We start from the raw sequence: 14810 nt of genomic DNA on the forward strand, positions 1-14810 counted from the left end.
GTAACTATTTAACTACTTCAAAACACTACAACATCAAATCACCAAACTAAACAATACTATAATTATATCATACTAGATATCCCAGTGCCCATCACTCTCATCTGGAACACATACAGCTCTTGTATAATAGTTCCTATATTTAAATGCTTCTTTCTTACCCTTTAAATTATTTTGATATAACGCAGATGAGCTTGTATAAACAACTGACCCTGCTGAATCGGTATTTTTATCTGCCATAATTCGGACACCTTTTATTAGATATGTAGAGCCATCATATGTTTTATATGTTTTACTCTTTCTACTTTTAATTGCATCTGCTCCTTTTATAAAGCTATATCCAGTTGGACAATTAAATGTAATATAGTCTGTTGTCGCTGTGACAACAAGACCACTATTTGAGAATAGTTTATCTGTATATTTTGGCCCATATCCAGTTGGATCCATATATGTTATAGGATCTTTCGTCAACTGCGACTCAATCGTATAGTTTAGCTCATTAGATTTATATACTTCAGCTCCAGCTAAATTTTTAGCTACCGCATATATTTTATGCTCTCCAGCTGTTTTAAAGGTGAAATCCACGCTGCTACTAGTAGTAGATCCTAGAAGAGATCCGCTTTCATCATATATCTCATAAGTATATAACTGAGTAGTTGATGGTTGCATTATATCAGCTGTACAACTAAATCCATGACAAGATGATTTAAATATTACAAAACTTCTAACAACACTATCACAAGCATCTAAATACGCCTGTGCTGATTTACCTTGGTAGGTTAAACCTAGATTTTCCCATTCACCACTATTGCCACTATTATTTAGTGGATTTTGATCTTTATTTTGCCACTTAGCTCTATAGAAATTATCATATAAAATAACGATATCATCTTTTAGGTATGTAATATCTTTATTCCATTCATAAATTCCATCAACTTTCCAAGCACTATCTTCGTATGGATCTTTGCCTGCATTAACCCACCATTGATTTACAAAACGTCTATGATCAAAAATTACTTTTGTTGGCTTATCTGCATACATAACATTATAACTAAATGGCACAACCCAATTAGAATTTGGTAAATACAATCTCCACGCGTTTGGATTTTTAAAAGGAGAACCTGAAGTCCAATATTGTGCTACAAATAACATATTATTTTCATAGCACATATCTCCTTGATTATATACATCTCCATCGACACATTGCTGATATGTATCTGTATTTATAGGTGGATACTCTCCCTTACAATTTAGTAATGTTTGACTTGGATTTTCCTCTCTATAAGGGAAAACTATCTTCTCTAGAGCGTAACTGTCTACTGCCTTACCTTCATATGTATCACCAAGATCTGTCCATCTCTTAGTATCAGAAGGATCATTTCTTGTTTTTTTATCTGCTTGATAGAATTTACCATTATATGTAACAATATTCCCAGGTAAATACTGGATTCTTTCGCTCCATGGATAAATTCCATCTAATTTGAATTTTGCATTATCAAATGTATGTACCATTTGACCATCACTACTATTCTTATATAATCGACCATCATATACAACCAAGTCTCCGACACTATATCTAGCACCTTGAGTATATGGCTCAACCCACTGAGGATCTGGATAATATACTCTCCAATCACCATCATTCTCAAAAGGTAAAGCATCTGCATTATTTCTGTTTGCAATAAACGAAATACCATCTTCTTGACATATATAACCTTCTGAGTATCTTTGCCCTGCAATACAAGCTGGATATGCTTGAGGATTTGGATATCTAGCTCCTTGGATATCCTCTTCTTCTTCCTCATTAAGATTTACACAGTTTAGACTTGTAAAATTATTTAAAAAGTTATCTAATGAAGAGTTTATAACACAACCTTCTTCGGTATCTGGATTAAAGACACCTATAGATAAGTCCCAAAGACCATCTTTTAGTACCCAACCTTGTGTCAAAACTAATGCCCCTGACTCAAAGCCTGATAGGCTAAGCGTTTTAGGATCTGCATCATCTTTAGCTGTAAACTCAAGAGTTTGAGTATTACCATCAACCTTCAAGCTACCAATATAACCAACATCCTTGTCTATAAGTTCACCATCTGCGCTTAATTGAGAGTTTGAAAGATTATTTCGATTAATAGCAGGAATATTAAGAGATATAGTTGACTTGTCTATTGAACCATCAACACTAGGTTGCGTAATACTAGGCACATTTATTACAATATTTTTTGTACGATTAGCTAAAGTCATTTTGACATAATACTCTCTATTTCTCATAGCATAGCTACCTTCAGGAATTACAAAGGCACTAGATCCACTTGAAGAGTCACTATTAGAGATTTCAACTGTATATTGAGCACTATTATCACTAAGATTTTTTGATTCTGTAGAGCCAGAAGGTATTGTATTTTCATTATAAACAAATTGAGATCCTGAGATGACTCCAGACTTAAATGCCTGCTGAATTTGAATTTTTTTTTCTAAATTTTGCTTTTCAGACTTCTGTATAAAAAAATCAGAGCGGACTAGAGCAAAAAGCAAAAAACTCATTACCATAAACACTACTGCTATTGAAATAGCAAAAACCAAAGCAACACCACTATTATATTTCTTTATTCTAATGTTCATATACAATTCTCTGGCTAACTTAATCCACTTATACCATTAAAAGACAACACAACTTCTTGGTCTTGTCCATCTAATCGATAATCAATCTTTATCCCACGTATTTCACGATACCACTGTCTTTTATTTGTTTGAGCTGTTACAGCTTGCCACTGTTGATTCTGTCCAGCAGTTTTATAGCTTATATGCAAATCACTAACGCCTTTAAGTAACACCTGATCTGTTTCACTACCATTATTACTATATGATTTTTCATATAACTCAAATTCATTATTGCCATTACTATCTGCCACGCCAGTATCTCTAACATAGATTACTCTTATAATATAACCAGTATATAAGGTTGATCCAGCGGGATAGCTTTGACCAATAGGACTTGCTAAATCAAATGTTGTGACTCCATCATCAACCTGAGCAGAATCCCTAAGTAAAAGAGTCTGATTTGTATCATCTGTAAGCATCATATATTGGCTACTTCCAGGATATACTTTGTTGAAAGTTATAGCCTGATCTGTAGCACTAACTGCATTTTCAAGAGTTATTGGAAAGTCTATAGTTTGTAAAACTAGTACATCTGTGCCTTGCTGAGCATCTGATGGAAAATTAGAGCTATCAACTAGTGGTGCAGGTTGAGCATATATTAAAGGATAGTCAAAAGGGTTTGGTTGCGGAGCTGGATTTATAGCTGTATTTCTTCTTTTCAAAATAGAATATGTAGCATTACCAGTGATATAGGCATTATCAATTAAATTGGTAAATATAAGTCTCGCTTCAACATTATTTTTATATGAATCAAGACTTTGCACAGAACTATCAAAGCTTCTCCTAGCATGAAAGAAAGTATCAACTAGTAAAAAAGATACTATAACCATTATAGTAACACTTACTAATACCTCTACTAAAGACATCCCTTTTTGTTTTCTTACAAAGAACATAACTCCCATACTCAATAATTTATAGCATTTCTACAACATGCAGATATAAATTTTATAATATATATTACTACTTTCAAAAGGTTTTATATATTTAAGATAAAATATAATTTATGATATAAGTATGATTAAGGCTTAGTGTATTTAAATTTAATAGTAGACTAATCATTAGTTACATTTGAGAAAGTACATGAGTTATCATAACTACCTAAGTGATTATATTTTATAACTCCTTTAAGTCTCTTTTGATACTCTTGTCCTTCCAAAGATGAATATTCCCCTAAAGTATCTATTAAGCTATCAACATCATTTTTTTGCATACTACTTGATGCTCTAACATGTCTAAACTTAACAAACTTACCGCCTGTATTTAGTTTATAATAATATGCTAAAACACTATCACCAACATCTTTAAATATCTCAACTTGAGCATCTGATCTTTTTGCTTTTACACCACAATCTTTTTCAAAACAATGTAGTCCAAAGTAATTATTATATTTAACAGCGAATCTTGAAGTCCCCCAACCTGTTTCTAATATTGCTTGTGCTATAACCAAGCTTCTAGGAGCTATATTTACTTTAACTAGTAAATCATTCAATTGCTTTTCTAGAGAATGGTTATTGGATATCTTATAAAATTGTGTATATTTTTTAAGTATATCTAGCTGCTGTTTATTTAGTTTTTTTTGCTTATTTAAATCTTTCTGTAAATCTAAAATATTCTTTCTTTCACTACAGATCTCTTTGTTTGCTTCTTTAATTTCTTTTGACATAAAATCAATAAAAAGCTTTTTCTTTTTTGCAACATCCTTAATACTCGCAAAGTCAGGTTTATTATTATCCAACTTAACTGGACTTGTTGCTAGATGATACTTATCAGAATTAGCAAAGCATAAATTAGAAATCAATAAGAAAATAAAAATTAAACACCCTCTATTAAATTTCATAAACATCATATACAAACCTTCAAAACAATAAAATAATATCTACTAAATATAATACACAATATCTATTCTAATAAGAGCTTAAAATAAAGATTTTCTTATCCTTAGCATATACTATTGATATAAGATTTATAAAAAAATAAAAATATATTAAGCTAGAATTTAGTCTATATATTTTTAAATTTATACTAATATTAAAGTAATATTTTTTAGTTAGAAATCTATTTTCTTTGACAAAATAACTCTCTATAATGTCGTAACCTAGGCATCAAAAAATGCATATCTCTTTATGAAAGATAATAATAGCTTTAAAGATTTCTACAATTTAGAGAAGAAGGTTTTTGAAGCAACAGAAAAACAAAGAACTCATGAGTTCCATCAAAGAAAAAAAGGATTTAAAAGTAGATTTGTATCAGCATCAAGAAAAAGCCTGGTTAGTAAAGAAAAACTTTTGCTTATGGTAGCAATTTTTATACTAGGTGTTGTTTCTCTTCCAATGCTCGAAGCATACTTAATTAGATCAAAAATATCTGTTGCAATACAAGAAACTGAAGTAGCTCAAAAAGACATAATAGATAATATTATGTTTAAAAATAGCTCTTCTATAAATGCATTACCAAAACACACCTCCGTTGATAAAAAATTAAATCAAATTAAAATAAATATTGGTGAAAGTGGTAAACAGCTAGTTACCGGTAAGGCATATCTTACTTTAACTCCAACTGTAACTAAAGGCAAAGATACTGTAAAATGGAGATGTCGTGCTTTTGGAGGTGGAATACATGAAGACTATCTTCCAGGCAATTGTAAATTAATAAAAAAGAAATAATAAAGATCTTTATACAAGACCTACAGTGAAAAATATGTTCATCAAGAAATTAGTTAAACTAAAAAAAATCACTATTCTGAGCATATTGCTAACAATGCCTAGCATACTATTAGCATTTGTAAATATTAGTTTTATTCCAACTGAAAATACTATAGAAAATCTAATATCTAAAACTGACTCATCGGGTGACTTAAAGCTAGAGCTTATGTCTCTTGATGGTGATACATACAATTCTATAGCATCTGCGACTATATCTACTGGTTTAACTCTAAGCCGTGTCATAGTAATTCCAATATCTCTAGATAATAATCAGGTCACTGACAAAATAGTTGTTATCCCTACAGAAAAAGGAGCATCTGGTGAGGAATTTTCATCTATTGATATAATGAGTCCTGATCTAGAAAATACAAACTCTTCAACTGTTTCTCCAATTGAAATACAACTAATGCCGATAGTTATTAAAAACAACAATGGAATTTTTCTAATATGCGCATCACATAATAATGTAAGTCAAGATTCTCTAATAATTTACAAGGTTGATATAGATGCAGATACAGTTCAACAAGTTCAAATACCTTCACCAGAGAGCTATCAGGATATCAAAAATATAATACCTCTAGATAAAAATACTATTATCATAGTTGAACAAACAGCTGACTTAAAAATAATTGCTCATGTGTATAGCATTTCAGAACTAAAAACAATTGAAAGTTATAGCTTAAACACAGATTCAAACTTAAAAGTAGAATATAACTCTTCAACTTTCCAAACTAAGCTAGTTTCAGACCTGGATGACAAAAACATAACTGATGCTCCATCACCATATGGAATAATTAAAGCTTATTAAATTCCCTTAACAAGGATTACTAGTAGGATCTCCTACAGTTACATTACCACGGGAGTTAACTTCCATTTCCGAATATGCATCATTTCCTTCACATAAGGTCAAAGTAGCCCTATTATTTGATGCTCGACCTCTACCTTCTATTTCAATTGAGGTTTGTCCATTATTACTTAAACGCGCAGAATAATCACCACTACTAGGAGAATCTACAGCTGTCAATAGAGTATTATCACTAGAAAAAGCTATTATAGCACTACCATTCCATAGTGTGTTATTAAGACAAGTTAAGTTTGTCTTATCATTCGATGAGCATATTGTAACAGTTTCATTATTTTGTAATGCTGTTATTCTTGCAGTCTTTATCAGACTCTCTATCTGCTTTCTTTGGCTTTCCTGAGAGTAACCATCGCTTCTTATATAACTTGTAGCTGCAACAGCTAGTATCACAAAAATTGCAATAACAATCATCATCTCTACAAGAGAGTAGCCTTTAATATTTTTCATAATTACACGCCTAATAATTTTAATTAAATATTCCTTTGATGGATTATACCAAAATCAGAATAGATGCTTAACTTCTGTCTTAAAAGTTTACACTGTTGAGAGTTACCATCGCTATCTGATAGATTAATAGTATCATCACAATCACCTTTTAAAAAACAACTTAAACCTTTTTCTACAATATAGAAGTGATTATCTTTATTTCTATAAAACTGAAAATCATTATTTTTACTATTTTTTGCACTATGTGAATTTTTTATCACTCCTCCCCATAGAACTTTAAAATCACGATTACTATCTTTTTTAGATATTATTGTTAATTCAATAGCTTCATCTTTATCTGCTGTATAATCAAAATCCCTAAACCATGTTTCTATCGATATGTTCACACTAACTTGCTTAATATTATTAGTGATATCATCAATATCAAAATCAACTTTGCCTTCGGAACTTTTTATAGTTTTTATTTTGACATTTTTACCTATTATATAAAATATTAATTTATTATCTTTTAAAGAAGTATCTTCATGGCATTTAAAGATAAGTCTATTATCAACGCGATTTTTCCCTAAACTTATAAAACTACAGTTTAGTGCATATACTGTTTTAGATGCTAATAATGCAAACATAAAAACAATAATGAATCTCTTTAACATCTAAAATACCCTTATATAGAAATCTTACTTAACTGTCTATTTTCGAAATCATTTATATATACATGATTCTTTGTCACAATAAATTTCAAACCATATCTTACAATAATATTTTGTATATTTTCATCAGGATATATTACGGGCTCTATAACATTTATCACATCAGTATTTTTTGTATATTTATATTGAAAATATCGGTCTTCCCCATATGTTAGAATATAATAATCATAGGCATCTTTTTTAACCACTAAAGGTCGATTAGAAACTTTATTACTTAGTATTACAGTTTGTCTTTTAACTTTATAATGACTACTTGTGTTATATACAATCATCTTCTTACCAGCAAATATATATAAAGGGCTTTGTGCTAGTGTATAAGTCGGATCTAAAGCAATTGCATAAATATTACTATTACCTACATCTTCTAAACCACTGATGCTATCTTTTACTGATGTTGAATAAATATTTTGTAACGAATCATATTTCAGATCTTCAATAATAACTGCTAAATTATCATCACTATCTCGACGTGTTATTAAAACTGCTAAACTTGGCTCTGAATTATCCTTCTCAAAATACCATGATATTGCAGCAATATTTGAAGGTGAATCAAAGATTTCAACTGGTATTGAAAGATCTAAAGCTGCTTTACTAAGATTATTTACAAGGCTACTTAATTTAGTTCTAAATATATATAGGTGATCTTTATCATATATAGCCATAAGCATTTGCCACTGACCTTTTTTAAGGTTCCAACCAATATTAACTTTATAATTATGAGATAAATCTAAATTTCTTAAGCTTATAACCTGTGCTTGATTGTTTACTGAAATCAAAAGCCAATCAGATTCTTTTTTTATAAACCCAGTAAAGCCAACTCGATGATCTTTAATTTGGAAGTTTTTGTCTAAACGATAAAACTTCTCTGAATTACTCATTCTAGTAATATCAACATATGGAACATTAATAGGGATAATTGAAGCGTGATAATTTATCATCGAATGTTTTGGTAAGCTTTTATATATAATATCCTTAGTTATATCAAGGTTATTTTTATATGTAAGCTTATGTACTATATTACTAGTAATTGCAGCAGGCTTAGCATGATACAAACTTGCGTCAATATCTTTATTAGAATAGATCGGCTGCCTATTTTCCAATTTATTTTCAAAAGAATAGTTACCTAAAGTTTTATCACCTATCTTGATTGAACCTTTCTTAACAACTTGTTGCATATATTGTTGATCAACAGTTGTAACGTTTTCTTGTAAAATGAGGCTTTTAATACTAAGTAAATTATATCTAAAGATATAAGCTAAGCTTGATACTGTCACTAAAACCACAAAACCAAATATCATAACAGATACTAGTGATGATCCTCTTAGTTTTTTTACGCGGATAAGCCTCTTACCAATCATGACAATAAGATAACCTTTTCAACGCTTTTTTCTTCTAATTTAAATGATATCTTTAATGCTTTTGCTTTTATATTATCTAAATCAATATTTCTAGTTATCTTCCTCCAATGAAGATGCTGTCTATTTAGAATAGAATAACTAATCTTTAAATCTGAAACACCGTCAACAATAGGATATGTGACGCCAGGATTTGAACCATCTTTTGTGTACAAATATAGCGAATACTTTAATCTACCAGAAGTATTTCGACTATTATCAGCAGCTATATAAAATATTTGTATACCATATTTACCTACATAATCTCCCTTATGATATTCACTTTGTGGTGCGATAGCTAAACTAATTTTCTTATGTTTTTTATCTACATGGGCTATTTTAACAAGATTAATATCATCATTATTGCACAATGCAAGATAATCATCTTTTTCCAACTGCTCGGTAGAATTAAGATATAAATTTAAATTTATAGGCTTCATTACCAAGCTAGTAAACGTATCTTCACTCTTTATCATTATATAGTCTGTACCAGGCTGATATAAGCTTCCTCTTTGACCTTTAAAAGAATTCTCTAAGAAGTTACCTATCGATGATATATTTCCTACTCTAACTGGAGAGCTATCATACATAAAATCAAAACTAGTAGTATTTTCGCCCGTTCTATTTATATATTTTTGATTCTTAGCACCATATTTACAGGAGAGTCCTGCATTAGTCACAGCATCATAAAATATTTTTTTAGCAGTTAATTGTCTAATGTCTAAGGATGTTTTTTGTTTTGATTCTTCATACACTTTCTTCGAAGATAGATATATATTGATAGCCATAGTAATAACGATTGCAGATATTGTAATTGCTACTAAAAGCTCTACCAATGTTACACCTTTACTAGAGGTGCCTTTATTTATATCTCTCTGCATAGTATATTAAATATTAACTGAACTTTTGTATTTAATTATCTCTTTTGAAACTGCAATCCCAGATTCTTTATTTTTTCCAACAAATTTTACTAAACTAGAATTTGATGCTTTTGATTTCAAAAATTCATTTCCTTGGATTGAGGTACTATTAAAATTTCCCGTCAAAATATAATGATCAATTTTCTTTTCTAGTTCCTGATTAAGCTGTACTCTTTTTTGTGAAGTAACCGAGGTCATTATAGTTGAGTTTATTACTAAAAAAGACGATGTCAGTATAAATAGACCAATCACAGATGACAGTACACTTTCTATTAAAGATAATCCTTTCTGCCTCTTTATATTTAAGAGATTTATCATCACTAATTAATCTTATTTAAACGAAACCTTTGAATTATATTAACATATCTTCATTTTAAAACTAAATATATGCTAATTTTTTAGTTCTCTTGATCTTGCCTTAATTCTAAAAGAACCTCTTTTATAATGCCTTTTTCAACCTTATATACTTTTATTATAAACTCAGACTGATCCCAAACACTATTACTATTTAAATTATCACCTAGAGCACTTTTTAATAAATCTAGAACAGTGTCTGCGGGGTAATCAGAAAGATCAACCCCAACTAATCTTTCTACTGCATATACCGGAGCCTCTGCTTTTATTAAAAATTTATTAGCTGATATAGTTAACCAAGGCTCTTTCACAAAATGAAACTCATCTGACATTTTACCTATCAAAATAGCTAATAAGTTATCTAGTGTTATAAAGCCAACTAAATTACGATTTTTATATACCAATGCAAAGTGTGGCTTACCTTGTTGAAATTTATGTAATACATTTATTAACTGATCATGATATGAAACCCTTAATATTGGTCTTAACTCTTCCTTTTTAGAATCATCATCTAGAGCACACAAAATATCTTTAGTATGTATTACACCGATAATATTTTTAGCTTTGCCTTTATAAACGGGATACCTTGTATATAAATGCTTTTTAACAGTCTCAAGTTTTGCTTTACTTGATAGATCATAATCTATAGCAACCATTTCCTTAATTGGTCGCATGGCATCAATCGCCTGTAAATTAGAAAACTCAACTATTCTTAAAAGAATATCTCTATGATCTTCTGTCATAGGTTTCTTGAAGTGACTACTTTTAAGTATAAGTTTTATTTCTTCTGTAGTATATCCATACTCTGCATCAGCAACGGAATCTAACCTAAAAACTTTAAGAAGTTTATTTGCAGTTTCATTAAGAACCCATATAAATGGTAACATCACCCAATAAAAAATATAAAGAGGTATACAAGTTAACAGAGATAATCTCTCAGTCTGTCTTATAGCCATAGATTTTGGCATTAGCTCACCTATAACTATATGTAAAAAAGATATTACAGCAAAGCCAACTGCAAATGCTATAAATTTTGTAACCTCTGCTGATACAACTCCTAAATGTAATAAAAGAGGTTCCAGCAGTTCAGAAAAAGCAGGTTCACCAACCCAGCCTAAACCTAAAGATGCTAATGTAATTCCTAACTGGCATGCTGAAAGATATACATCAAGATCATTATGTACTTGATATAAGATCTTGCCTCTTAAACCTTTTTTTTGTTTTAAGATTTTTGCTTGAGAATGTCTAAGTTTAACTAAAGAAAATTCTGCAACAACAAAAAATGCATTTAATAATACAAATCCAAATGCTATAACTAAATAAAATAAATTGTCGTACTCGATCATATCATAAATGATTTTACTGTCTTGCTTTACCTAGTATAACAACACATAGGATTGTGTTCAAAAATAACAATATACTTGGTAGCATACACAGGAAATACATATAAAAGTTTGTTTGAGGATAAAATTTAAAAATTGAATAGGTAGCTACAACTAATCCAAATATTGAAAAAGCTAATTTACCAAAATTATCATAAATAATCTGTGGCCACCCTTCTATTTTATCAAAAACCTTACTAGTAGGCTTCCAACCTTGTGGCTTATTTAAATAATAATTTATCTCTGCTTTTATACCACACCAAAAAACAAATGATGAAAGCATAAACATTGATATATATATCTGTGAAATTTTACTCAGAAAACTACCTTTAATATCTCCACATAAATAGTACCAAAAACTTAATATAAACAATGGGACAAGGGTTATATTTACAATTAAAACAAACTCTGGATCTCCCTTCGGGAAAAGTACCAAAAGTAATGCAAATATAGGAAATCCTGAAGCAACTACTTTAAAGAGAAGATATAACATATCAAGCTTTACTCTAAAGTGAAGGTTGGGGGATTTTATTATCTTTGACATATGTTTATGCATAACTTGCATACCACCAAATGACCACCTTAGCCACATTTTCTCAAACTCTTTTAATGATGTAGGCACCCATTCACCCGTTTTAAGAAACACCGGTTTGCTTGTAAAACCCGCCTCATAACATCTAAAACCTGCCGCAATATCTTCTGTCACCATGACTTGAGATTTATAGTACTCTTCCCACTTTGATATTGCCTTAAGTGCTTTTTTATTCCAAATACCATTATGGCCTTGATAATTACAATAACCATATTTACCTACAAACTCATTAAAATATCTAATTGTATTTTGGAAAATGCTTGCAACTTTTGTAACCAAATTGGTGCCATAATTAGTACTTTCAATAAGAAAACTTATAAACCCTAATTTTGAATCTTTTTTAAATTCAGATAGGCCTACTTTTAGCGCATTTTCTGGCAATGTCGAGTCAGCATCTAAAAATAACACATAGTCAAAGCTAACGTTTTCCATAGCAATGTCTAAATTACGTGGTTTAAAACCTTCGATGCCATTTCTATGTATGAATTTACAGGCTATGCCATCACTCATATGTTTTTGATTAACATACTCACGCCATTTAATAAAATCCTTATTATCCAAATCACTGTTATCAACAATTACTATTTCTTTTTTATCTGCTGGATAATCTAAATCATACGCTGAATCAAAAGTCATTTTACAAACATCAAAAGGCTCATTACGAGTAGTAATAACTATTGAACAATTAAGATCTGATGTTTCTGAGAAAATCTTTGGATTACGTATCTGGTACAGGCTATCTACAAAGCAGTGTAAGCTTAGGATTATCCGATAACCTAATAAAAAGAATGTTGGTAAAAGAATAACGAGTATCACTACAGAAATAAGTGGATGGGAGTTATAGTCAGCTCCTAGAAAAACCTGTGTTACATATGCTACAAAGCCAAAACTTAATAGCGCATATATAATACCAATGAGTTTAAATTGATCCTTTTTAGAAGATAGAAATAGATATAATAAAAATAAAAATAATAAAGATAATAAGGTTATTGAAGCCATAAATCGTCCTGTGAACGAAACACTAAATAGCACACCTACAAAAGCTATTAGGCTTAATGCTCGTTTCATCTAAAAACTGTAAAATTAAATGTAAGAATTCTACTGCAAAATAGTCTAAGTAACAATAACTTTATTATAAAGCTTGTTTATATTTTTCATATTCAAGCTTTATTGACTCTTCCGGCTTTGAAGTTAAAAGACTAACAACTATTATCAATATACTACTACATACAAAACCAGGGACCATAGCATATATCTTGAACCATCCTCCTAAATTTGCAAATAAAGGCCATACTAAAACTATTATAGCTCCAGATAAAATACCTGCTATAGCACCAAACTTATTTATCCTAGACCAAAATAGAGAAAATATTACTACTGAACCAAAAGAGCTTCCTAAGCCAGCCCATGCATAGCCTACTAGCTTTAAGATAGTTGTATCCGGGTTTAAAGATATCACTATTGCTACTATCGTTATTATAAGTACAATTAAACGACTAACATTTAATTGTTCACGATGTGACGCGTTTTTTCTTATAAATTTAGCATAAACATCTACAGAGAATGCGCTTGATAATGCTAATAATTGAGCTGATGATGTACTCATAACAGCAGAAAGAACAGCTGCCAATAAAACTCCTTCTACCCAAGGATTAAAAAATACCGATGATAGCTTTAAAAATACAGACTCTGGATTTATCTGACCTGTATGAAAATAGGCTGCTCCAAGAATACCAACACAAGCTGCTCCAATAAGTGCTAAGATCATCCAAATCATACAGATCCACATAGCTTTATGAGTTTTATTTGGATTTTTTATTGCCATAAATCTTACAATAATATGTGGTTGGCCAAAATATCCCAATCCCCAAGCTAACAAGGAAACAATTGTTATTAATGGCACACCAGAAGTTATATCATAGAATCCTTTAATATCAATATTTGATAAAATACTCGTAGTTCCTGAACTATCAAAATTAAAGTAAACAACAATTGGTACTAACAATAAAGCAAATAGCATCAATGAACCTTGAAAAAAGTCAATCCAGGATATCGCTAAAAAACCGCCAACACAAGTATATATAAATATAATTGAAGCTGTTAGCAATAAAGCACTATGATACGAAATCCCAAACATAGAACTAAATAACACACCTCCAGAGACAAAGCCGGCACCAACATATATTGTAAAGAAAATTACTAAAACAACTGCTGTCAGAGTCCTAATTTTACCAGAATCATCATGAAATCTGTTTTCAAAATAAGCAGGTATAGTTATAGAGTCTTTCGCAATTTCAGTGTATATTCTTAACCTTTTTGCAATGACACCCCAATTGATAAAAGCCCCTATAGTTAACCCTAATGGCAACCAAATCTGATTAAACCCAGAAACCATAAATGCTCCAGGAAGAGCCAATAACAACCAAGACCCCATATCAGAGGCTCCGGCACCTAGTGCCGCAATAGGTGCGCTCAAAGAGCGACCCCCAAGCATATAGTCAGAAACTTTTTTTGTTTGAAAGTAAGAATACAAGCCTATACCAAAAATAATGACTATATATATTACGAAAGTAACCCAAAGAATACCTGTTTGATCCATTTGTTAAATATTTGTTTTAAAATCATTGTAACAATCTACCATTTTAAAAGCAGTTTTTAAACCTAGTTTATTCGTATTATTAGATTTATCTGTTAAATTAACTTTAAAAAAAGCATTTTTAATAAATATTATAATTAAAGCTTAGAATAATTTAATAAGTAGATTTAATACAGATTTTTCTTGAAAATAA

13 protein-coding genes are annotated in these 14810 nt (G+C 30.3%); 2 read left to right on the plus strand and 11 right to left on the minus strand.

What is annotated here, in order from left to right; genetic code table 11:
- Positions 1-72: 72 nt before the first annotated feature.
- The 3 genes from F3D62_RS03030 to F3D62_RS03040 all read right to left on the minus strand — a co-directional run bounded on the left by F3D62_RS03030 (position 73) and on the right by F3D62_RS03040 (position 4495).
- Positions 73-2619: a hypothetical protein gene (locus tag F3D62_RS03030; RefSeq protein WP_150466773.1), complete on the minus strand. Its 2547-nt coding sequence runs from the start codon at positions 2617-2619 to the stop codon at positions 73-75.
- A gap of 14 nt (positions 2620-2633) precedes the next feature.
- Positions 2634-3551 carry a type II secretion system protein gene (locus F3D62_RS03035; protein WP_191092521.1) on the minus strand — a complete coding sequence of 306 codons (918 nt, stop codon included), beginning with the start codon at positions 3549-3551 and terminating at the stop codon, positions 2634-2636.
- A 158-nt stretch (positions 3552-3709) separates the two neighbouring features.
- On the minus strand, positions 3710-4495 hold the full coding sequence (locus tag F3D62_RS03040; protein WP_318010094.1) for a glucosaminidase domain-containing protein: 786 nt from the start codon (positions 4493-4495) through the stop codon (positions 3710-3712).
- Positions 4496-4781: 286 nt separating this feature from the next.
- Here F3D62_RS03040 and F3D62_RS03045 point away from each other — a divergent pair, with 286 nt between their 5' ends.
- Positions 4782-5321: a pilin gene (locus F3D62_RS03045; RefSeq protein WP_150466775.1), complete on the plus strand. Its 540-nt coding sequence runs from the start codon at positions 4782-4784 to the stop codon at positions 5319-5321.
- Between the two features lie 94 nt (positions 5322-5415).
- The gene (locus F3D62_RS03050) at positions 5416-6168 is read left to right on the plus strand and encodes a hypothetical protein (protein ID WP_150466776.1); all 753 of its coding nucleotides are present in this window, start codon (positions 5416-5418) and stop codon (positions 6166-6168) included.
- Between the two features lie 6 nt (positions 6169-6174).
- Here F3D62_RS03050 and F3D62_RS03055 read toward each other — a convergent pair whose 3' ends face one another.
- The 8 genes from F3D62_RS03055 to putP all read right to left on the minus strand — a co-directional run bounded on the left by F3D62_RS03055 (position 6175) and on the right by putP (position 14620).
- Positions 6175-6669, minus strand: a complete 495-nt coding sequence (locus F3D62_RS03055) for a GspH/FimT family pseudopilin (RefSeq protein ID WP_150466777.1) — start codon at positions 6667-6669, stop codon at positions 6175-6177.
- Positions 6670-6692: 23 nt separating this feature from the next.
- Positions 6693-7322 (minus strand): hypothetical protein, encoded by a 630-nt coding sequence (locus F3D62_RS03060; protein ID WP_150466778.1) that lies wholly within the window; start codon positions 7320-7322, stop codon positions 6693-6695.
- 11 nt (positions 7323-7333) lie between these two features.
- Positions 7334-8737, minus strand: a complete 1404-nt coding sequence (locus F3D62_RS03065; RefSeq protein WP_150466779.1) for a hypothetical protein — start codon at positions 8735-8737, stop codon at positions 7334-7336.
- Complete coding sequence (locus tag F3D62_RS03070; protein ID WP_150466780.1) at positions 8734-9654, minus strand: PilW family protein; 921 nt, start codon at positions 9652-9654, stop codon at positions 8734-8736. Before F3D62_RS03070 ends, F3D62_RS03065 begins: the two co-directional genes overlap by 4 nt.
- Before the next feature lie 6 nt (positions 9655-9660).
- Complete coding sequence (locus F3D62_RS03075; RefSeq protein WP_150466781.1) at positions 9661-10011, minus strand: type II secretion system protein J; 351 nt, start codon at positions 10009-10011, stop codon at positions 9661-9663.
- An 80-nt stretch (positions 10012-10091) separates the two neighbouring features.
- Entirely contained in the window at positions 10092-11393 is a 1302-nt protein-coding gene (locus F3D62_RS03080; protein WP_150466782.1) for a hemolysin family protein, read from the minus strand.
- A gap of 13 nt (positions 11394-11406) precedes the next feature.
- Entirely contained in the window at positions 11407-13089 is a 1683-nt protein-coding gene (locus F3D62_RS03085) for a glycosyltransferase (protein WP_150466783.1), read from the minus strand.
- A gap of 64 nt (positions 13090-13153) precedes the next feature.
- Positions 13154-14620, minus strand: coding sequence for a sodium/proline symporter PutP (gene putP / locus F3D62_RS03090; protein ID WP_150466784.1), 1467 nt, complete (start codon positions 14618-14620; stop codon positions 13154-13156).
- Positions 14621-14810 lie beyond the last annotated feature (190 nt).

The organism is Francisella sp. SYW-9 (assembly GCF_008711465.1).
Lineage (GTDB): Bacteria > Pseudomonadota > Gammaproteobacteria > Francisellales > Francisellaceae > Francisella.

What these genes read in the sequence shown, in the direction of transcription:
- F3D62_RS03065 (WP_150466779.1), bottom strand. Translation starts at nt 8,737, where the DNA reads ATGATTGGTAAGAGGCTTATCCGCGTAAAAAAACTAAGAGGATCATCA.
- F3D62_RS03085 (WP_150466783.1), bottom strand. Translation starts at nt 13,089, where the DNA reads ATGAAACGAGCATTAAGCCTAATAGCTTTTGTAGGTGTGCTATTTAGT.
- F3D62_RS03045 (WP_150466775.1), top strand. Translation starts at nt 4,782, where the DNA reads ATGAAAGATAATAATAGCTTTAAAGATTTCTACAATTTAGAGAAGAAG.
- F3D62_RS03055 (WP_150466777.1), bottom strand. Translation starts at nt 6,669, where the DNA reads ATGAAAAATATTAAAGGCTACTCTCTTGTAGAGATGATGATTGTTATT.
- F3D62_RS03030 (WP_150466773.1), bottom strand. Translation starts at nt 2,619, where the DNA reads ATGAACATTAGAATAAAGAAATATAATAGTGGTGTTGCTTTGGTTTTT.
- F3D62_RS03035 (WP_191092521.1), bottom strand. Translation starts at nt 3,551, where the DNA reads ATGTTCTTTGTAAGAAAACAAAAAGGGATGTCTTTAGTAGAGGTATTA.
- F3D62_RS03070 (WP_150466780.1), bottom strand. Translation starts at nt 9,654, where the DNA reads ATGCAGAGAGATATAAATAAAGGCACCTCTAGTAAAGGTGTAACATTG.
- F3D62_RS03060 (WP_150466778.1), bottom strand. Translation starts at nt 7,322, where the DNA reads ATGTTAAAGAGATTCATTATTGTTTTTATGTTTGCATTATTAGCATCT.
- F3D62_RS03080 (WP_150466782.1), bottom strand. Translation starts at nt 11,393, where the DNA reads ATGATCGAGTACGACAATTTATTTTATTTAGTTATAGCATTTGGATTT.
- putP (WP_150466784.1), bottom strand. Translation starts at nt 14,620, where the DNA reads ATGGATCAAACAGGTATTCTTTGGGTTACTTTCGTAATATATATAGTC.
- F3D62_RS03075 (WP_150466781.1), bottom strand. Translation starts at nt 10,011, where the DNA reads ATGATAAATCTCTTAAATATAAAGAGGCAGAAAGGATTATCTTTAATA.
- F3D62_RS03040 (WP_318010094.1), bottom strand. Translation starts at nt 4,495, where the DNA reads ATGAAATTTAATAGAGGGTGTTTAATTTTTATTTTCTTATTGATTTCT.
- F3D62_RS03050 (WP_150466776.1), top strand. Translation starts at nt 5,416, where the DNA reads ATGCCTAGCATACTATTAGCATTTGTAAATATTAGTTTTATTCCAACT.